The organism is Amycolatopsis vastitatis (assembly GCF_002234595.1).
Classification (GTDB): Bacteria; Actinomycetota; Actinomycetes; order Mycobacteriales; family Pseudonocardiaceae; genus Amycolatopsis; species Amycolatopsis vastitatis.
The window spans coordinates 1-18940 of record NZ_NMUL01000012.1; the positions used below are offsets into that span (position 1 = coordinate 1).

An 18940-nucleotide genomic window follows, 5' to 3' on the forward strand; every position below is an offset into this window, starting at 1 on the left:
GTCGTTCATGACCTCCGGGCGAGCCGGGCGTCAGGGGCGGCGGCCGATACCGGTGCTGATTTCGTGCAGGCGGTGCCGGTCCGGGGCCAGCGGCGCCGTGTCCGCGCCGGCGCCCGCGCGCAGCCCGGCGAGGAACTCCCGCACCGTCGACGCGGCGTCGTGCCGCGGCTGCCAGCCCAATTCGGACTCCGCCCGCGTGGTGTCCAGCAGCGGCAGGCGCATGACCGCGTCGAACAGCCCGGGTGACGCGGGTACCGCGTGCAGGCGCCAGGCCGCGGCGACCGCCGCGCGGACCGCCGCGACCGGCACCGGCACCGTGCGCGCGCCGAGCAGGCCGGCGACGAACCGCGGGTCGACGACCGGGCCGGTCGCGATGTTGAACGCCCCGCGCACCGGGCGCTTCACCACGCGGCGGACGGCGTCGCCGAGGTCCGCGGTGTGCACGACCTGGAAGCGCAGCCCCGGGACGTCCGGCAGGAGCGGGACCAGCCCCGGCCGCACCAGCGAGCCGGGGAGGAACGGCCCGGCGAACAGGCGGCGCTGTTCCGTCGCGGCACTGCGCTGGAAGACGAACCCGGGCCGGAGCCGGACCACGTCGAGCTTCGGGTGGCGGTGCTCGAACGCGTCGAGATACCGCTCCAGGTAAGACTTTTCCCGCGTGTACGCCGCGCCGGGCCAGCCGTGCGTCGGCCAGTCCTCGGTGACCGGCTCGTCGTCTTCTCGCGGCGAGTACGCGCCGACCGACGACGAGTAGACGAGCTTGGGAACCCCCGCCGCGGCCACCGCGTCGAACACGCGCAGCGAGCCCAGGACGTTCGCGCGCCAGGTGCGTTCCGGGCGGCGCGTCGGCTGGAACAGCCAGGCCAGGTGGACGACCGCGTCGGCGCCGCGGAAGTGCGCCACGAGGTCGTCCCGCTCGACGTCGGCCCGCACGTACTCGGCCTTTTCCGGCGGCCGGCCCGCCGTCCGCCGGGCCAGCCCGACGATCGTCTCGACCTGCGGGTCGGCGCTCAGCGCGCGGACGACCCCGGTCCCGATGTTGCCCGTCGCTCCGGTCACCACGATTCGCATCCGGGCCGGTTACCCGCCCGCCGGTGACGTACACGGGTGACGTCGCGCGACGGTCGCCGCGCGCGCACGCGGGTTCCTAGCGTGGGGTTCGTCCACCCGCCAGAGCAAAGGAAGACCATGTCCGAAGTGACCTACACCGCCGTCGCCACCTCCACCGCGGAGGGCCGCAACGGCGGCCGCGCGACCTCCGACGACGGCGCGCTCGACGTCACCCTCGCCGTGCCCAAGGCCTTCGGCGGCGCCGGCGACGGCACCAACCCCGAGCAGCTGTTCGCGGCCGGCTGGGCGTCGTGCTTCGTGGGCGCCGTGCGCCGGGTCGCGGGCGCGAAGAAGGTGCCGCTGAACGACCTCGCCGTCGTCGCGGAGGTCACCCTGCACCACGACACCGAGGCCGGCGAGTTCAAGCTCAGCGCGGTGCTGCACCTGGAGGCGTCCGGCATCGACCAGGCCACGGCCGACGAGCTGGTCCAGGGCGCGCACCAGGTCTGCCCGTACTCGAAGGCGACGCGCGGCAACATCGAGGTCACCCTCGACGCGACGGTCGCCTGATGAAGCGCCCGAAACCGACCGTCGTGCTGGTCCACGGCGCGTTCGAGGACGCGTCCGCGTGGGCGCCGGTCACCGAGGTCGACTCGCCGCACGCGATCGTTTCGGCGGACCCGGACGCCGTCGTCGACGCGGTTCACCGCGCCACGCGCTGAGTGGGAGGGCCCGGGTGCGCGGGCCCTCCCACCGGTCACAGGCGGTCGGCGTCCTGGATCGCCTGGGCGAACGGGCGCGGCGCCTCCTGCGGGACGTTGTGGCCGATCCCGTCGAAGACACGGTGTTCGTACTCGCCGGTGAACTTGGCGCGGTAGGGCTTGCCGTCCTTGGCCGCGCCGTCGAAGTCGCTGCCGATCGTGATCGCTGGGACGCCGATGGTCGCGCCGGCGGCCAGTTTTTGTTCGTACGCCTCGTACTGCGGCTCGCCCGGGGCGAGGCTCAGCCGCCAGCGGTAGTTGTGGACGACGATGGCGACGTGGTCGGGGTTGTCGAACGCCGCCGCGCTGCGGTCGTACGTCGCGTCGTCGAAGTGCCACGCCGGGGATGCGTTCTTCCAGATCAGCTTGTTGAAGTCGTGGCGGTTGGCCGCGTAGCCGGCGCGCCCGCGCTCGGTCGCGAAGTAGTACTGGTACCACCAGCCGAGCTCGGCCGCCGGCGCGAGGGGCTGCTGGTTCGCCTTGAGGTTCGTGACGATGTACCCGCTCACGGCGACGACCGCCTTGCAGCGCTCGGGCCACAGCGCGGCGATGATGTCGACGGTCCGGCCGCCCCAGTCGTAGCCGCCGAGGACGGCCTTGCCGATCTTGAGCGCGTCCATCAAGGCGATGACGTCGAGCGCGACCGCCGTCTGCTGGCCGTTGCGGACCGTTTCGGCGGACTTGAACGCCGTCGGCCCGTAGCCGCGCAGGTACGGGACGATCACGCGGTAGCCCGCGCCCGCAAGGATCGGCGCGACGTCGACGTAGCTGTACGGGTCGTATGGCCAGCCGTGCAGCAGCAGGACCGGCTGCCCGGTGGCCGGGCCGAACTCGTGGTAAGCCATGCTCAGCACCCCGGCGTCCACGTGCTTGACCGGGCCCAGCGAAGTGTGCTCGCCCGAACCGGCCCGCAGGTCGGGCCCGGGGGCCGGCGCCGCGGCGGGCGTGCCGGACGAGCAAGCCGCCGGCGACGTCGCCGCCAGTCCGGCCGCGAACGCCTGCCCGAACCTTCTCCTGCTGATCATCTGGAGCTCCTGCGCGAAAGACTGTGGGACTTTCACGACGTTAGGAGCGGTCCGGTGACCTTCGCGCCCGTCAGGTGACGCAGCCGGTGTACGTCACCCTTCCAGGGTCTTCAGCATCCCGGCGAGGTCAGCGCGCGAGCTCACGCCCAGCTTGGGGAAGATGCGGTGCAGGTGGGTGCCGACGGTCCGGTGCGAAAGGTACAGCCGCTGCCCGATCTCCCGGTTCGTCAGCCCCTCCGCGGCCAGCTGCGCGATGCCGAGTTCGTGCGGGGTCAGCTTTTCCCGCGCGTCCGGGCCCCGGTTCGGGCTCGACTCGCCCGCGCCGCGTAGCTCCCGCCGCGCCCGCTCGGCCCAGGCCGCCATGCCGAGCGCGTCGAACGTCTCGCGGGCCGTGCGCAGGTGCGTCCGCGATTCGACGACCCGTCGCTGCCGCCGCAGCCACTCGCCGAACGCCAGGTGGACGCGGCCGCGTTCGGCGGGCCAGCCGGTCAGGTCGGCCCGCAGCGCTTCGCCGAACAGCTCGTCGCTCGGGTCGAGCACAGCGCGCGCGTACCGCAGGCCGATGTGCAGAGCGGGTGACGGCGCTTTCGCGGCGAGCGGCTCCAGCTCGGCGAGGACGTCCCGGAGCGCGTCCGTCCGGCCGGCCCGCACCGCGGCCTCGGTGAGCTCCGCGACGCAGTACGCGCGCAACGCCAGCTGGTACGCGGGGTCGGCCGGGTCGAGCAGGCGGCGCAGGTCGGCGAAGGCGTCGTCGAACCGGCCCTCGCCCAGGTTCGTCAGTGCCCGGGCGAGCTGCACGGTGGCCAGCACCGGCCGCGCGCCCGCCGCGAGCCCGAGGCGTTCGGCCGCGTCGGCCAGGCTCTTGGCTTGCTTGTGCTCGCCGCGCAGGGCGGCGATCTCGGCCTGGACCGCCGTGGCCAGCCCGTGCATGAACGGCTGGCCGGTCTCCTGGGCGAACCTGGCCGCCTCCGCCGCCGCCGGCGCCGCCCCGGTCAGGTCGCCGAGCCGGACGCGGCTCCACGCTTGGACGGTCAGCGCGCGCGGCAGCAGCCCGAGCCGGCCCTGGGCGCGCAGACCGGGCGCCGCCGCTGCGGAGAACCGGGCGGCCAGGTCGAACGCGCCGACCTGCAGCGCGGCGCTGCCCAGGTACCGGTCGACCTCGGGATCGGCGCCGGTCCTCGCGACCAGCTCCCGCAGCTTCTCCAGAACGGCCCGGCCGCGTTCGAACGGCGCGACATAAGCGGTGACGGCCACGACGCGCGGGTCGTCGTCGGGGATGGGCAGCCGGTCGGTGACGTCCAGCAGGGCTTGCCTCGCGGCGGCTCCCGGCTCGGTCCAGAAGCAGCGCATGGCGGCGCTCCAGAGGATGCGCATCGCCGCGTCGTGCTGCCCGTCGGCCGCGACGGACCGGGCGGTCTCGGCCAGTTCCGCGACGCGGGCGGGGTCCTCACGGACGCCGTCTTCGAACTCGCTGAGCAGCCGGCTCGCGGTGGCGCGGCGCCGCGCGTCGGCGGGTTTCGCGGCGTGCACCAGGCGTTCGGCGGTCTCGCGGCGGCCGGAGTCGACCGCGAGTCCGGCGGCCCGCAGAAGCCGGTCCGCCCGGCACCCGGCATCGGGACTCAGTCGCGCGGCCTGTTCGAGGGCGGCGATGGCGGCGGCCGCCCCACCCCGGAACCGGGCGCGCTCGGCGGTCCGCTCGAGTTCGGCGGCGACGGTTTCATCGGGCCCGGCGGTGGCGGCGGCCTGGTGCCAGGCGCGGCGGTCGGGCTGGTCGCGGAGGGCGTGGACGAGGGCGAGGTGGGCGTTCCGGCGGTCGAGTGGTGTGGCGGAGGCAGGGATGGCGGAGCGCATGAGGGGGTGGCGGAAGGTCAGGGTGCCGGCGGAGAGATCGATGAGACGAGCTTCGGCGGCGGGCGCGAGGATCTCGGGTTCGGCGGACATCCGGAGCAGTGCACCCGTCGCCGTGAGGGTCTCCGCCAGCGATGTCGTCTCGTTCAACGCCGCCACCAGCAACGCCGTGCGCGTCACCTCCGGCAGCGCCGCCACGCGCGCGGTGAACGTGCGCTCGAGCCGTTCGGTCAGCGGGAGCACCGGGTCGAGCCCGCCGAGATCGGCGACCGCCGGGAGTTCCACCAGGGCCAGCGGGTGCCCCGCCGCCTCCGCCAGCAACCGGGTCCGGACCGCCGGGGCGAGCCGCGGGGCGACCGAGTCCAGCAGCTCCGCCGCCGCGTCCGCGGGCAGGCGGTCGAGCGCCATCGGGGCCAGCCCGGCGTCGAACAGGGGCGACTCGGCGTCGTCCCGCAGCGTCGCGACCAGCACGATCGGCTCGTTCTCGATCCGTCGCGCGACGAACGCGAGCACGTCCGCGCTCGCCCGGTCCAGCCAGTGCACGTCCTCGGCGACCAGCAGCAACGGCTTCGCGGCGGCCTCCTCGGCCAGCAGGGTCAGCACGGCGAGCCCGACGAGGAAGACACTCGGTTCGTCGCCCGCGGCCAGCCCCAGCGCGGTCCGCAGGGCGTCGCGCTGCGGCGCGGGCAGCTCGGCCACCCCGGCCCGGACGGGGTACAGCAGCTGGTGCAGCCCCGCGTACGCGAGATTCTGCTCGGCTTCGGCGCCGGTCGTGCGCAGCACCCGCAGCCCGGCGACCGAAGCCGCGGCGGCCGTCTCGGCCACCAGCGCGGACTTCCCGATGCCGGCTTCGCCGCGGATGAGGACGCCGCCGCGGTCTTCCGGGCCGTCGACGAGCTCCCGCAGCTCCTTCAGCTCGGTGTCCCGTCCGCGCAGCGCCATGGAAACGACCTTACCCAAAGCACGTTTCCGCAGCTCAAGGCCGATGACGTACGACGGCAGCGTCACCTGACGGGCGCGGGGATCCCGGCGCCCCGCCTAGGTTTCCCCAGCAATGTCCACATCGGACGAAAGCGACCAGAGAGACCCGATGAGACGCTTACTCCTCGCGGCCGCCGTGCCGCTCCTGCTGACCACCGTCGTGCAGGCCGCCCCCAGCGCGGCGGCGTCGGCCCCCTGCGCCGCCGTCCCGGTCGCCGCCCCGCCCGGCGCGAAGATCGAGTCGGTGCAGGCCGCGCACCAGCCGTCGTACTGCCAGGTCACCGTCACGCTCACCCACACCGGCGCGGACCACGTCAAGGTCGCCGTGGCCCTGCCGGACACCGGGTGGAACGGCCGGCTCCAAGCCCTCGGCGGCAGCGCCTACGCCGCCGGCGACTCCGCCGCGCTCGCGCAGGCGGTCAAGGACGGCTACAGCGCCGTGACGACCGACGCGGGCGTGTCCCTGAACGGCCTCGACACGTCCTGGGCGCTGAAGAACGGCCAGGTCGACCAGACCCTGCTGACGAACTTCGCCACCCGGTCGGTGCACGAAGAAGCCCTGATCGGCAAGGCCGTCACGCAGCGGTATTTCCAGCGGCCGATTTCGTACTCGTACTGGACCGGCTGCTCGACCGGCGGCCGCCAGGGCTACTCCGAAGCCCAGCGCTATCCGGACGACTTCGACGGCATCCTGGCCAACGCCCCCGCCGTCGACTGGACGCGCTTCGCGGTCGCGACCCTGTGGCCGCAGGTCGTCATGAACCAGAGCCACGACTTCCCCAGCCCCTGCGTGCTTTCCGCGTTCCGCACGGCCGCGGTCCAGGCGTGCGACGCGCGGGACGGCGTGACGAACGGCATCGTCGACCGGCCCGACGAGTGCGGCTACGACCCGCGCAGCCTCGTGGGGACGAAGGTGGTCTGCGACGGCCACGAGGTCACCGTCACGGCGGCGGACGCCGAGGTGGTGCGCAAGATCTGGGCCGGCCCGACCGACGAGCACGGCCACAAGCTGTGGTCCGGGCTGCCGAAGGGCGCGGACTTCACGTGGCTCGCGGGCACCCAGCCGGGCTTCCCGGTGGCCGTCGAGTGGGTGCAGTCGTTCCTGGAGAAGCAGCCCGCCTTCGACACGTCGAAGCTCACGTACGCGCAGTTCACGGACCTGTTCCGCCAGTCGGTGCGTGAGTACGACGACGTCATCGGCACGTCCGATCCCGACCTGTCGGCGTTCCGCCGCGCCGGCGGCAAGCTGATCACGTTCGTCGGCGCGAACGACCAGCTGATCCCGCCGGGCGGCACGCTCTCCTACCGCACCCGCGTTGAGCAGACGATGGGCGGAGCGCGGCGGGTGAACGACTTCTACCGGCTGTTCCTCGCGCCGGGCGTCGAGCACTGCTTCGGTGGCGGCGGCCCGGAGCCGACGAACGCGCTCGGCGCGCTGGTCGACTGGGTCGAGCACGGGAAAGCTCCGGCCACGCTGGCGGCGGCGTCCGCGGACGGGAAGACGCGCGACCTGTGCGCGTACCCGCGGGTTTCGCGCTTCACCGGCGGCGACCCGGCCACGGCGTCGAGCTACCGCTGCCGCTGAGTCCAGGGCCGTGCGTGCCGCCCTCCCTCCGGCACGCACGGCCCGCTCGATTGGACTTGCGGGTCCAAAATCGGCTCGGCACGCTGAGGTCATGGCACTCGATCAGTACTACCTCCTCGGCCGCTCCGGACTGCGCGTCAGCAGGCTCGCCCTCGGCACCATGAACTTCGGCACGGGCGGGTTCCACGCCGCCTACGGGAAAACCGAGGACGAAGTCCGGCCGATCTTCCGCCGCTACCTCGACGAGGGCGGCAACTTCGTCGACACCGCCGACTTCTACACCGCGGGCGAAAGCGAGACGATCCTCGGCAAGCTCATCGCCGAGGCGAACGTGCGTGAGCGGGTGGTCCTCACCACCAAGTTCACCAACAGCGTCGACCCGGCCGACCCCAACGCCGGTGGCAACGGGCGCAAGCACATGATCCGCGCCCTCGAAGCGTCGCTGCGGCGGCTGGGCACCGATTACGTCGACCTCTTCCTGCTGCACACGTGGGACCGGGTCACCCCGGTCGAAGAGGTCGTGCGCACCTTCGACGACCTCGTCCGCGCGGGCAAGATCCGCTACCCCGGCCTGTCCGACGTGCCGAGCTGGTACGCGGCACGGGCGCAGAGCCTTGCGGAGGCGCACTCACTGGCGCCGATGGTCAACCTGCAGCTGCCGTATTCGCTGGCCGAGCGGCAGATCGAGACCGAGCACGTCCCGATGGGCCGGCACCTCGGCCTCGGCGTCACGGCGTGGAGCCCGCTGGCCGGCGGCGTCCTCACGGGCAAGTACCGCGACGGCGGCACGGGACGGCTCAGCGACGGGCCCCCCTGGACCGAGCGCACCCCGCACGTGCTCGAACCCCTCGAAGAGGTCGCGAACAAGCTGGGCGTGACGATGGCCCAGGTGGCGATCAACTGGGTGGCCACCCAGCCGGGCATCGCGGCGGCGATCGTCGGCGCGAGCAGCGCGGACCAGCTCGGCAAGAGCATGGCGGCGCTCGACTTCGAGATCCCGGCGGAGTTGCGGACCCTGCTCGACGAGGCGAGCGCGGTCCCCCCGGCTTCGGTGTACCGGATGTTCACCCCGGCCTACCAGAACTGGATCGTCACCCCGGACCTGAAGGTCGGCGACAAGCCGGCGGGGTACGCCCCCGCGGTGCGGAACTGGGTGTAGCGGCGAAATCCGGGTAACCGCGGGACATGCGCATCGGCCTGCTGTACCCGACCCGGGACTGCGGCGAGGACGACTTCGCCGCCCTGTGCCGCCGGCTCGATCCCGCCCCCAGCCTCGACTTCGCCTACGTCGAAGGCGATACGGACGTCGGCCCCGACGCGGCCGCCCAGACCGCCGCCGTGCGTGCGCTCGGGACACCCGGACGCCTGACCGCGGCCGCCGACAAGCTGCCGGCCATTCCGGACGTCGTCAGCTGGGCGTGCTCCAGCTGCAGCTTCGCCCACGGCCTCGACGGCGCCCGCGAACAGGCGCGGGCGCTCGCCGAGCACGTCGGCGTCCGGGCAAGCAGCACGTCGCTGGCCTACCTCGCCGCCCTCGACCGGCTGGGGGCCGGCCGCGTCGCACTCGCTTCCGTCTACCACCCGGACCTGACCGCCGCCTTCGCCGCCTTTCTCGCCGAGGCGGGCGTGACGACGGTGCACGCCGTGTCGGCCGACGCGGGCTCCGATCGCACGCTCGCCGCCTGGGGCGGGCACCGGATCACCGAGCTGGCCGTCGCGGCGGACCACGCCGACGCCGACGCCGTGCTCGTCCCCGAGACCGCCCTGCACACCACGCCGCTGCTCGCCGGTCTGGACGAACGGCTGCGGAAGCCGGTGCTCACGGCGACCGCGGTCACCGTGTGGGACGCGATGGGATCGGCACCGGCGCAAAGCGGCCTGGGGACGCTGTTCAGTGCCGGGCCGTCCCGCCGTCGGCGGAGCTCATCCTCCTCGTGAACCGGGCCGCGACGTCGCGCAGCTTGATGTTCGTGTGCTGGGACTCCACGATCAGCCGCTGCATCGCCGTGTCCTCGTTCACCCGGTGGATCAGCATCAGCATGCCCTTCGCCTGCTCGATCACCGCGCGCGTCTCCATCGCGTTGCGGAGCTCGTCGGCCAGGCGGCGGGCCTCGCGGTAGCGGCGGGTCAGCCGCAGGACCGTTTCCACGCAGAGCGTGAACAGCCGCAGCACCTTCGTGTCGAACTCGTGGTAGCCGTGGGTCTCGAACCCGAACAGCGTGATCGCGCCGACGAGCGTGTCGTCCACCCGGAGCGGGACCGCCAGGTAGCTGCCCACGCCGAGCTCCTTCGCCGCGGCGACGAACTCGGGCCACCGATCGCCCGTTTCGTCGACCGCGACCCGCACGACCTCGCCCGTGAGCGCCGCGAGCAGGCCGGGACCGTCGCCTGCCGCGTACTGGACGTCGTCGATGCGCCGGGCTCGCTCGTCGGTGAAGGCCGCGGTCTGCGTCACGCCATCGCGGACGACCATGATGCTGGCCAGGTCCGCGTCCGGGACCACCCGGACCGCCTCGCCGCAGACCGCGTCGAGCAGACCGGGCGTGTCGGACATCGATTCGAGGACCCCGACGAGATCGGCCAGGACGGCGTTCAGCTCGTCGACCCGCTCCGCCATGCCGTCGCCAGTGGTCGGCAAGGCCCACCCCTCCCATGCGTCAAGCCGCGAGCACGGGGAATGAGCTCGCCAGCAGCGTCAACCGAGACCACCGCTGGCGTTTCAACGGGTCCGGACGAATTCTACCGGCCACGGGCGCCCGGTTTGACGTCGGCCGCGCCGGGTAGCCGCGGAAGATGGACAATCCGGCTGTTGACGACGAGTTGTGGGCGGAGTTCCACCGGGTGGTGAACATGACCTCGCGCGAGCTGGAGGACTGGCTGCGCACGCGCGACGCGGGCCCGGAGACCGAACCGCTCCCCCGCGAGGCGGGCCCGCCGACGGGCAACGAAGTGCTGGCCATCCTGCGCAAGCGCCGCTCCGACGTGGACCACCACGACGCGGACGTGATGCGCAAGATCGTCGACCGGGTGCACGCACAGCGCCGCGACGACCTCGAGCCGACCGCGGGCGAGACCCACTGGCGCCACCGGCTGATGTCGATCGGCCACGACCCGCTCAAGCCCGCCTGAGGCCCCGAAAAGCCGTGAAGGCCACCTTGCGGGGATCCCGCAAGGTGGCCTTCACGCACGAGCAGGGTCAGCCTGCCACGGCCTGCCAGCGCTGGTTCGGCCCGTTGGTCGGCTTGTACAGGCCGATCCGCGCGCCGTCTTCGCGGGACTCGCTCGTGACGTCGAGCAGCTGGCCGCTCGCCGCGTTCACGAACGTCCAGGTGCCGTCACCGGTGGTGGACAGCGTCCACTCCGCCGCCGGGTCGCACGTTCCCGCCGCGGCCAGCGTCACCGCGCCGCCGGAGGTGCCGAGCACCTGGCCCGTGCCGACGTTGGTGATCGTGAACCGGTCGCGGTTGCCGTAGCGGCCCGTGCGGTCGGTGAGCGTCCAGCGCTGCGCGGGCGCCGAAGCGTCCGTCGTGCGCTGCACCAGCGAGCCGTTCTCCGCGGAGAGGGACTTGCCGCTCTGCACCCCGGTGAAAGTGAACGGCTTGCCGGAGCCGAGGCCCGTGCCGGCCGCCGTCGAGGAGACGCCGTCGACGAGGAAGCTGGTCACCGAACGCGCCGGCACCCGCAGCGTCGCCTTGCCCGCCGTTACCCGCACCGGCTTGCCGCGCTGCAGCGCGCCGTTGACGTCGGTGACGACCGGCGTCACCGACGCGCCGGGCCGGACATTCCGGAAGCCCGACAGGTCCAGCGTGACGTCCTGGGCGTCGGTGCCCGAGTTGGTGTGCACGACCGTCGCCAGGTCCTCGCCGCGCATCGCGGCCGTCGACGCGGTGTCGTTCACCCCGACCAGCCGGTCGCCCGGCTTGATGTAGTGGGTGAAGTTGCGCATCGTGTTGAACTTCGTGTTGGTCTTGATCTGGCAGGTCTGCAGCGTGGCGTTCTTCGGGCAGTCGAACGGGACCTGGATCTCGCCCCAGTTCATCCCCGCTGCGGACTCGCCGCCCGGCTTCATGTTGTTGTAGTCCTCGATCGGCTGCCAGCTGACCCACGCGCTGGGTTCGAGCAGGCGCAGGTCGTCGGTGATCTGCTTGGCCATCCCGAGGCCGGGGTCCATGTCCGTGAAGTCCTGGCGGTCCAGCCAGCTGCCGCCGACCTCGCTCATCCACAGCGGCTTGTCGCCGCCCTTGGCCAGGTCACGCGGGACCGGCCGGTTGCCGGTGCCGTAGGTGTGCACGTTGAGCCGGCCCGCCGCCGCACGGGCGTCGGCCGACCAGCCGGCCCAGTCCGCGGCGAAGATGTCCGGGTTGGTCTCGTCGGGCGCGGAGACGATCGCCCGCGAGCCGGCCGCCTTCAGGGCGCCGGCCATCGCCGGGATCAGCTGGGACTGGACCGACGGCCCGATGTGCGCGCCTTCCTGCCGTCCGCCGGCCGGGTTGCCGTCGGCGCCGAGGGTGGTCTTCCAGTAGTTCGTGTTCGGCTCGTTCATCGGGTTCACCGACGAGAACTTGATGCCGTGCGCGCGTTCGAGCGTGCGCACGGCCTGCGTCAGGTACGCGGTGAAGTCGCCGATCTTGTCGGCGCGCAGCTGTTCGTCGGTGGCGTTGAAGCCGCCCGAGACGTACCCCGACACGGTCTGGAAGTACGGCGGCGAGTTGCTGAACGCCTCCCACTTCGTGACGCGGTTCTTGATCTTGTCCAGCCACCAGCGCTGGTTCGGGTCGGCCTTGGGGTCGAACTCGGCCGGGTTCCCGGGCGTCCACCAGTCCTTGTCGGCGCGGGTGGTGCCGGCCGGCGCCTTCCACCAGCCCGGGACCGCGGCGCCCGGACGCAGGTACGCCGGGACGTCGGGGGCGTTGCCGCCGCCGATGTTGAACCGGGCGATGTTCAGGTTCAGCCCGTCCGGGCCGAAGACCAGGTCGGCCAGCTTGTTCCGGATCGCGTCGGGGTAGCCGCCGGTCGCCTCGGCCATCCACGCCAGGCTGGCGCCCCAGCCGTCGAACGACTGCTGCCGGTAGGCCGGGTCCGGCTTCACGGTCACGGCGGTGGCCGCTTCCGCCGGAGCCGATGCGATTCCAGCCGTAACAATTGGTACACAAAGGACGGTGAGCAAACGCCGCAAGTTCATCGTCGAACTGCCCTTCGGGTGCGGTGGGGACTTCTCAGGCCTCGGTGTGGCCCAGCAGCGGCCGCGGCACGAACCGGGCCGCGGGGTCGAGCATCGTGCCGAGTTCGAGCACGACGAGTTCGTTGGCGCCGGCCCGGACCACCGGGCGCGGCACGTACAGCGTCCGTTGCGGTCCGCGCCGCCAGTACCGGCCGAGCGCGAACCCGTTGAGCCACGCCACGCCCTTGCCCCATTCCCCGGTGTCGAGGAAGAGGTCGGCGGGCTCGTCGACGTCGATTTGCGCGCGCAGCAGCACCGGCCCGGCCACCGGACCCGGAACGGACTCCGGCCGCGAAGACCGCAGCGAAGGCAGCGCGGCCAGGTCGAGCGGCAGCACGTCCCAGCCGGCCAGCGGTTCGCCGTGCAGTGACGCCCCGCCGATGATGCCCTTCGCCTCGCCGATGCGCGGGCCGTAGTCGACGCGGCCCTGGTCCTCGACCAGCACCAGCAGCTCGCCGGCCGCGCGCGGCAGCGGGATCGCGCGGTCGTGGTGCTCGCGGGTGAGCGTGCCGACGAGGTCGCCGTCGAAGAACACCGTCGCGCGGTCGCGGACCTCGCCGAAGGTCAGCACGCCGGGCCGGTCGCCCGCCACCGAAGTACGCAGCAACGCCAGCTGCGGCATCGGCGTGAGGTCGTCGAACACCGGCAGGTCCTCGTGGAACTCCCAGGTGCCCCAGCGATCCGGCGCGTCGAGCAGGCGGACCGGGTCGCGCAGGCTGCCACGAGGCGTCGGCGCGGGCCGCGCCGGGGGCGGGACGGTGTCGGGAACCTTGTGGTAGCGGGCGATCACGTCCCGGAACGCGTGGTACTTCGGCGTCGGGTCGCCGGCTTCGTCCAGCGGCGCGTCGTAGTCGTAGGACGTGACCAGCGGCTGGTAGACGCCCTTGTCGTTGGCGCCGTTGGTGAGGCCGAAGTTGGTGCCCCCGTGGAACATGTACAGGTTGACCGACGCGCCCGCGGCGAGCAGCACGTCGAGTTCCGCCGCCGAGTCCGCGGCCGCGGTGGTGTGGTGGTGCGCGCCCCAGTGGTCGAACCAGCCGTTCCAGAACTCGCTGCACATCAGCGGCCCGGTCGGCTGGTGCTCCCGCAGGATCGCCAGCCGCGCCTCGGCGCCGGAACCGAACGACGCGGTGCGGTGCAGCCCGTCGAGGCTGCCCGCCTCGAGCATCTCCGGCGTCGGCTGGTCCACTGTGGTCAGTGGCACGGTGATGCCCGATTCGCGCGTGTGCTCGGCAAGCGCTTTCAGGTAGCGCTTGTCGTCGCCGAACGCGCCGTACTCGTTTTCGACCTGGACGAGCAGCACCGGTCCCCCGCGGTCGATCTGGTGCGGGACGACGACTTCGTACACCTTCGTCAGGTATTCGCGCACCGCGTCCAGGTACTTCGGCTCGTACCGGCGCACCCCGACCGACGGGTCGCGGAACAGCCACGCCGGCAGCCCGCCGTTGTCCCATTCGGCGCAGATGTACGGGCCGGGCCGCACGATCGCGTACATCCCGGCGTCGGCGACGAGCCGCAGGAAGCGGTCCAGGTCGAGGCCGCCGGACAGGTCGAACGTGCCGGGCTCGGGGGCGTGCGCGTTCCACGCCACGTACGTCTCGATGGTGTTGAGCCCCATCCGCCGGGCCTTGTCGATCCGGTCGGCCCACAGGTCCGGGTGCACCCGGAAGTAGTGCAGGGCGCCGGACAGGATGCGGAACGGGCGGCCGTCGAGCAGGAAGTCGGTTTCCCCGATGGCGAACTCAGGCATCCGGGGCCGCCTGCGGCGTCAGCTGCAGCACGGTCCAGGACAAGGGTGGCAGTGTCACGGTGATGGTGGTCCCCCCGGGATCGGACGTCGCGGCGGCGCCGGGTAGCGGCACCGGCCGGACCGGTTGTAAGTCGGCGGTGTTCACGGTGTGGCGGGTCTCGCCGTCCGGTGTGGTCAGGGTTTCGGCGGCGTAGACGCCGAACCGGGCGCCGCGCAGGCGGATCCGGACTTCGGTCGGCGACGCCGTGGCGCGGTTGGTCAGGAACACCGCGCCACGCCCGGACTCCTCGACCGTCGCGGCGACGTCGACGAGGTCGACTTCGCCGTGCTGCGCGGTGCGCAGCCGCTCGCCTTCGACGGTCAGGCGCAGGCTCGACCCGCCGGCCAGCGCGGCGACGCGCTGGAACGGGTGGAACGTCGTCTGCCGCCAGGCCGGGCCACCGGGCTCGGTGCGGATCGGCGCGATGACGTTCACCAGCTGGGCCTGGTTCGCCATGGTGACGCGGTCGACGTTGCGCAGCAACGAGCTCAGCAGCGACCCGACGACGACCGCGTCGGTGACGGTGTAGGTGTCCTCGATGATCCGCGGGTGCTGCCGCCAGCCGCCCTCGGCCAGCTTCGCCTGGTCGGCCTCGTTCCAGCGGCGCAGGTCCCAGACGTTCCACTCGTCGACGCTGATCCCGATCTTCTTGTCGAGGCCCAGCTCCGCCAGGGTTTCGTCGATGACCCCCGCCGTCGTGCGGATGTAGCGGTCCAGCGCGGCGCCGCTGGCCAGGTAGCTGTCGGTGTCGCCGTGCAGCTCCTGGTAGTAGGCGTGCAGCGAGATGTGGTCGACCAGCTCGGCGGTGTGGCGCAGCACCGTGCGCTCCCACGAGCCGAACGTCGGCATGTCCGCGTGCGAACTGCCGGCCACGACCAGTTCGAGGTCCGGGTCGATCATCCGCATGAGACGCGCGGTCTCCGCGGCCAGGCGGCCGTACTCCTCGGCCGTCTTGTGGCCGATCTGCCACGGGCCGTCCATCTCGTTGCCCAGGCACCACAGCTTGAAGCCGAACGGGCGGTCGGCGCCGTTCGCGCGCCTCCGCTCGCTCAGTTCCGTGCCACCGGCGTGGTTGCAGTACTCCAGGACGTCGGCGGCCTCCTGGATGCCGCGGGTGCCGAGGTTGACGGCGTACATCACCTCGGCACCCGCGGCTTCGGCCCACGCGACGAATTCGTGCAGGCCGAAGCGGTTGGACTCGACGCTGTGCCACGCGGGGTCGAGCCGCACGGGCCGGTCGGGCCCGACTCCGTCTTCCCAGCGGTAGCCGGAGACGAAGTTGCCGCCGGGATAGCGGACCACGGTCGGCCCGAGCTCCCGCACCAGCTCCAGGACGTCGCCGCGGAAGCCGCGATCGTCCGAAGTGGAGTGTCCGGGTTCGGACAACCCGGTGTACACGGACCGGCCCATGTGTTCGACGAACGAGCCGAAGAGGCGACGCGGGACCGGGCCGATGACCTGGCCCGCGTCGGCCTCGATGTGGACTGTCATCCCGCGCTGACCGTGAAGCCCTGCTGGTTGCCGTAGTCGACGAGCGCCTGCTGCCAGGCCGCCAGCCCTGCGTCGAGCCCGGTGTTGGCGAGGTAGGCCTTGCCGACGGTGTCGCTGTAGATGCTGTTGGCGTAGGTCTGGTACGGCAGGTAGGACCAGCCCGGCGCGACGTCCTTCGACGCCTGGGTCAGCACCTGGTTGACCTTCTGGCCACCGAAGTACGGCATGGTCTCGTCGACGAACGCGGGCGAGGTCAGGTCGGCCGTGGTGGACGGGAAGCCGCCGCTCTTGATGAACGGCTGGACGCCGCCGCCGTGGTTGAGCCAGCGCACGAACGCCGCCGCGAGGGCCGGGTTCTTGCTCTGCTTGACCACGGACTGGGTGCTGCCGCCGTTCTCCGCGGTGACCGCCTTCTGGCCGTCGTAGGTCGGCATCGGCGCCACCGCCCACTTGCCGCTGCCCGCGGCCACGGAGGAGATGAAGTTGCCGGGCATCCAGGCGCCGGTGGGCAGGGTGGCGATGGTGCCGTCACCGAGGGCGCGGAACCAGTCGTCGGACCAGCCCGCGATCGGCGAGAGCAGCTTGCCCTGGACCAGCTGGTTCCAGACCGACGTCCACTTCTTGGTGCCGGCGTCGCCCAGGTTGATCTTCACGTTCCGGCCGTCGACGGTGAACGGGTGGCCGCCCGCCTGCCAGATCATGCTCAGCGTGAACCCGGCGTCACCGGTGTCGGCGGTGATGTACTTGGTCGGGTCGGCGGCGTGGATCTTCTTCGCCGCGTCGACGTACTCGGCCCAGGTCTTCGGCACGGCGATGCTGTACTTGGCGAAGACTTCCTTGTTGTAGAACAGCGCCATCGGGCCGGAGTCCTGCGGCAGGCCGTAGAGCCCGTTGCCGTTCTTCACCTGCGCCCACGTCGAAGCGCTGTAGTCCTTTTCGAACGAACCGAAGCCGAAGGAGTTGAGGTCGGTCAGCGAATCGGTCAGCGCGAACTGCGGGAGGGCGTAGTACTCGATCTGCGCGACGTCGGGGGCACCCGAGCCGGCCTTGATCGCGTTCTGGAGCTTGGTGTACTCGTCCTTGTTGGTACCCGCGTTGACGTAGTTGACCTTGACGTTCGGGTATTCCTTCTGGAACGCGGCCACCTGGTCCTTGGCGGAGGGAGTCCAGCTCCAGTACGTGATCTCGCCGCCGGCCTTCAGCGCGGCGTCGACGGAGTCCTGGCTGCCGGTCGCGGCGGCGGGCGCGGTGGACGAGCCGCCCCCGGACGAACAGCCGACCGCCAGAGCGGCGGCCAGCGCCACGGCGAGAGCCGCCTTGGCGTGGTTGCGGATGCGTGACATCGAGTGTCCCTTCACGGCGGTGTGACGGCGGGTTTTACTAATGACGCTGCTACTGCTTGACGCTGCCCGCGCTCAGGCCCGATTGCCAGAACCGTTGCATGAGCAGGAAAGCGACGACTAGGGGGATGATGGTGAGCAACGACCCGGTGAGGACCAGGTTGAAGATCGGCTGGGCGCCGGCGCCGTTGGCCTGGGCGCTCCACTGGTTGAGCCCGACGGTGAGCGGGTACCACTTCGGTTCGCTGAGCATGATCAGCGGCAGGAAGTAGTTGTTCCACGTCTGCACCATCGTGAACAGCGTGACCGTGATGATCCCGGGGACCAGCTGGCGCAGCGTCACGGTGAGGAAGATCCGGATCTCGCCGGCGCCGTCGATCCGCGCCGCTTCCAGCAGCTCGTCGGGGATGGCGTCGGCGGCGTAGACCCAGATCAGGTACAGGCCGAACGGGCTGATCAGCGACGGGATGATGACCGCCAGCGGCGTGTTGGTCAGCCCGAGCTTGCTGAACATCAGGAACGTCGGCACGGCCAGCGCCGTCGGCGGCACGGCCACGGCCCCGAGCACGACGGCGAACACCGCGCGGCGGCCGGGGAAGCGGTACTTGGCCAGCCCGTAGCCCGCCGCCGTCGCGAGGATCGTCGCGCCACCGGCGCCGACCACGACGTACAGCAGGGTGTTCCCCAGCCAGCGGAAGAAGATCCCGTCGTTGTAGGTGAACGTCTTGCCGATGTTGTCGAACAGGGCGAACGAGTCACCGAAGGACAGGCCCGAGGTCGAGAACAGCGCCGGCTGGGTCTTGCTCGCGTTGATCACCAGCCACACCAGCGGAACCAGGGTGTAGAGCAGGTACAGCGCCATGAAGCCGGTGAGGACACGCGACTTGCGGGGGTTGGTCACCGAGAACGTGGCCACGTCACATCTCCTTCCGGGAGCCGCGCAGCTGCACGACGTACGCGATGACCGCGGTGATCACGCCCATCACGATCGCGACGGCGGCGGAGTAGTTGTATTGCTGCCCGTTGAAGGAAAGGTTGTAGGCGTACATGTTCGGCGTGTAGTTGGTGACGATCATGTTCGGCACCAGGTTGCGCATGATGTTCGGCTCGTTGAACAGCTGGAAGCTGCCGATGATCGAGAAGATCGTCGCGACCACGATGGCACCCCGGATCGCGGGGAGCTTGACGGACCGGATCGTGCGGAACGTGCCGGCGCCGTCGATCGCGGCCGCCTCGAACAGCTCCTTGGGGATCACCTTCAGCGCGGAGTAGAAGATGAGCATGTTGTAGCCCACGAACTCCCACGTGACGATGTTGCCGATCGACGTGAGCAGCCAGTTTTCCGACAACGGCTTCACCGAGGTGCCGAACAGGTGGTTCAGGTCGGCCGCCAGTCCGAAGTGGTCGCCGTAGATGAAGCCCCACATGAGCGCGGCGACCACGGCGGGGACCGCGTACGGCAGGAAGATCACGATCCGGAAGAAGCCGGCGCCGTGCAGCCGGGCGCTGTCGATGGCCAGTGCCGCGACCAGCGCGAGCGCCAGCATGATCGGCACCTGCACGGCGAGGAACACCAGCACCCGCCGGAAGGCGTCCCAGAACTTCGGGTCGCCGAACACCTGGAGGTAGTTGTCGGCGCCGACGAACACCGTGCCACCGAAGAAGGCCTGGTCACGGTAGAGGCTGAGCACGAACGCGTACACGACCGGTGCGATGAAGGTCAGCGCGAAGACCAGCATGAACGGGGCGACGAACAGCCAGCCCCGCCATTTCCGCCGCGGCCGGCGCGCTGCCGGCGCCGGACGGGACGGCGCCGGGACGGGCGGAGCCGCTGTGGACGTCATCGTC

At 71.6% G+C, this 18940-nt stretch carries 16 protein-coding genes; 6 read left to right on the plus strand and 10 right to left on the minus strand.

Annotated elements, in window-relative coordinates:
• Nucleotides 1–30: 30 nt before the first annotated feature.
• The gene (locus tag CF165_RS14165) at nt 31–1071 is read right to left on the minus strand and encodes an NAD-dependent epimerase/dehydratase family protein (protein WP_093947971.1); all 1041 of its coding nucleotides are present in this window, start codon (nt 1069–1071) and stop codon (nt 31–33) included.
• Between the two features lie 117 nt (nt 1072–1188).
• On the opposite strand from CF165_RS14165, the gene CF165_RS14170 reads away from it, so the two are divergent.
• Nucleotides 1189–1620 (plus strand): organic hydroperoxide resistance protein, encoded by a 432-nt coding sequence (locus CF165_RS14170; protein WP_093947972.1) that lies wholly within the window; start codon nt 1189–1191, stop codon nt 1618–1620.
• On the plus strand, nt 1620–1772 hold the full coding sequence (locus tag CF165_RS51190; protein ID WP_158226788.1) for a hypothetical protein: 153 nt from the start codon (nt 1620–1622) through the stop codon (nt 1770–1772). The genes CF165_RS14170 and CF165_RS51190 overlap by 1 nt, the downstream gene beginning before the upstream one ends.
• 35 nt (nt 1773–1807) lie before the next feature.
• Here CF165_RS51190 and CF165_RS14175 read toward each other — a convergent pair whose 3' ends face one another.
• Together CF165_RS14175 and CF165_RS14180 are read right to left on the minus strand one after the other, a co-directional pair.
• Complete coding sequence (locus CF165_RS14175) at nt 1808–2836, minus strand: alpha/beta fold hydrolase (protein ID WP_093947973.1); 1029 nt, start codon at nt 2834–2836, stop codon at nt 1808–1810.
• Nucleotides 2837–2929: 93 nt separating this feature from the next.
• Nucleotides 2930–5626, minus strand: coding sequence for an ATP-binding protein (locus CF165_RS14180; protein ID WP_093947974.1), 2697 nt, complete (start codon nt 5624–5626; stop codon nt 2930–2932).
• A gap of 148 nt (nt 5627–5774) precedes the next feature.
• Here CF165_RS14180 and CF165_RS14185 point away from each other — a divergent pair, with 148 nt between their 5' ends.
• The 3 genes from CF165_RS14185 (at nt 5775) to CF165_RS14195 (ending at nt 9188) form a co-directional block, all read left to right on the plus strand.
• Nucleotides 5775–7250: a tannase/feruloyl esterase family alpha/beta hydrolase gene (locus CF165_RS14185; protein WP_093947975.1), complete on the plus strand. Its 1476-nt coding sequence runs from the start codon at nt 5775–5777 to the stop codon at nt 7248–7250.
• Between the two features lie 91 nt (nt 7251–7341).
• Nucleotides 7342–8409, plus strand: coding sequence for an aldo/keto reductase (locus CF165_RS14190; RefSeq protein ID WP_093947976.1), 1068 nt, complete (start codon nt 7342–7344; stop codon nt 8407–8409).
• Nucleotides 8410–8435: 26 nt separating this feature from the next.
• On the plus strand, nt 8436–9188 hold the full coding sequence (locus tag CF165_RS14195) for an aspartate racemase/maleate isomerase family protein (protein ID WP_093947977.1): 753 nt from the start codon (nt 8436–8438) through the stop codon (nt 9186–9188).
• Here the strand turns inward: CF165_RS14195 and CF165_RS14200 are convergent.
• Nucleotides 9142–9867 carry an ANTAR domain-containing response regulator gene (locus CF165_RS14200; protein ID WP_167441466.1) on the minus strand — a complete coding sequence of 242 codons (726 nt, stop codon included), beginning with the start codon at nt 9865–9867 and terminating at the stop codon, nt 9142–9144. The two genes, CF165_RS14195 and CF165_RS14200, sit on opposite strands and share 47 nt — an antisense overlap.
• A gap of 176 nt (nt 9868–10043) precedes the next feature.
• On the opposite strand from CF165_RS14200, the gene CF165_RS14205 reads away from it, so the two are divergent.
• A complete protein-coding gene (locus CF165_RS14205) occupies nt 10044–10379 on the plus strand; it encodes a DUF3140 domain-containing protein (RefSeq protein WP_093947979.1) in 336 nt (111 codons plus the stop codon).
• Nucleotides 10380–10446: 67 nt separating this feature from the next.
• Here the strand turns inward: CF165_RS14205 and CF165_RS14210 are convergent, their stop codons facing one another.
• The 6 genes from CF165_RS14210 to CF165_RS14235 all read right to left on the minus strand — a co-directional run bounded on the left by CF165_RS14210 (nt 10447) and on the right by CF165_RS14235 (nt 18936).
• Nucleotides 10447–12345, minus strand: coding sequence for an RICIN domain-containing protein (locus tag CF165_RS14210; RefSeq protein WP_240521594.1), 1899 nt, complete (start codon nt 12343–12345; stop codon nt 10447–10449).
• A gap of 121 nt (nt 12346–12466) precedes the next feature.
• Nucleotides 12467–14221: a glycoside hydrolase family 35 protein gene (locus CF165_RS14215; RefSeq protein ID WP_093947981.1), complete on the minus strand. Its 1755-nt coding sequence runs from the start codon at nt 14219–14221 to the stop codon at nt 12467–12469.
• On the minus strand, nt 14214–15752 hold the full coding sequence (locus CF165_RS14220; RefSeq protein WP_093947982.1) for an alpha-N-arabinofuranosidase: 1539 nt from the start codon (nt 15750–15752) through the stop codon (nt 14214–14216). Before CF165_RS14220 ends, CF165_RS14215 begins: the two co-directional genes overlap by 8 nt.
• Entirely contained in the window at nt 15749–17095 is a 1347-nt protein-coding gene (locus CF165_RS14225; protein WP_205660860.1) for an ABC transporter substrate-binding protein, read from the minus strand. Before CF165_RS14225 ends, CF165_RS14220 begins: the two co-directional genes overlap by 4 nt.
• 49 nt (nt 17096–17144) lie before the next feature.
• Nucleotides 17145–18008 carry a carbohydrate ABC transporter permease gene (locus CF165_RS14230; protein ID WP_093947983.1) on the minus strand — a complete coding sequence of 288 codons (864 nt, stop codon included), beginning with the start codon at nt 18006–18008 and terminating at the stop codon, nt 17145–17147.
• Between the two features lies 1 nt (nt 18009).
• The gene (locus tag CF165_RS14235) at nt 18010–18936 is read right to left on the minus strand and encodes a carbohydrate ABC transporter permease (RefSeq protein WP_167441442.1); all 927 of its coding nucleotides are present in this window, start codon (nt 18934–18936) and stop codon (nt 18010–18012) included.
• Nucleotides 18937–18940: the final 4 nt, after the last annotated feature.

Coding starts and splice junctions, on each gene's coding strand:
- CF165_RS14165 (WP_093947971.1), bottom strand. CDS start 1,071: ATGCGAATCGTGGTGACCGGAGCGACGGGCAACATCGGGACCGGGGTC.
- CF165_RS14170 (WP_093947972.1), top strand. CDS start 1,189: ATGTCCGAAGTGACCTACACCGCCGTCGCCACCTCCACCGCGGAGGGC.
- CF165_RS51190 (WP_158226788.1), top strand. CDS start 1,620: ATGAAGCGCCCGAAACCGACCGTCGTGCTGGTCCACGGCGCGTTCGAG.
- CF165_RS14175 (WP_093947973.1), bottom strand. CDS start 2,836: ATGATCAGCAGGAGAAGGTTCGGGCAGGCGTTCGCGGCCGGACTGGCG.
- CF165_RS14180 (WP_093947974.1), bottom strand. CDS start 5,626: ATGGCGCTGCGCGGACGGGACACCGAGCTGAAGGAGCTGCGGGAGCTC.
- CF165_RS14185 (WP_093947975.1), top strand. CDS start 5,775: ATGAGACGCTTACTCCTCGCGGCCGCCGTGCCGCTCCTGCTGACCACC.
- CF165_RS14190 (WP_093947976.1), top strand. CDS start 7,342: ATGGCACTCGATCAGTACTACCTCCTCGGCCGCTCCGGACTGCGCGTC.
- CF165_RS14195 (WP_093947977.1), top strand. CDS start 8,436: ATGCGCATCGGCCTGCTGTACCCGACCCGGGACTGCGGCGAGGACGAC.
- CF165_RS14200 (WP_167441466.1), bottom strand. CDS start 9,867: ATGGCGGAGCGGGTCGACGAGCTGAACGCCGTCCTGGCCGATCTCGTC.
- CF165_RS14205 (WP_093947979.1), top strand. CDS start 10,044: ATGGACAATCCGGCTGTTGACGACGAGTTGTGGGCGGAGTTCCACCGG.
- CF165_RS14215 (WP_093947981.1), bottom strand. CDS start 14,221: ATGCCTGAGTTCGCCATCGGGGAAACCGACTTCCTGCTCGACGGCCGC.
- CF165_RS14220 (WP_093947982.1), bottom strand. CDS start 15,752: ATGACAGTCCACATCGAGGCCGACGCGGGCCAGGTCATCGGCCCGGTC.
- CF165_RS14225 (WP_205660860.1), bottom strand. CDS start 17,095: ATGTCACGCATCCGCAACCACGCCAAGGCGGCTCTCGCCGTGGCGCTG.
- CF165_RS14235 (WP_167441442.1), bottom strand. CDS start 18,936: ATGACGTCCACAGCGGCTCCGCCCGTCCCGGCGCCGTCCCGTCCGGCG.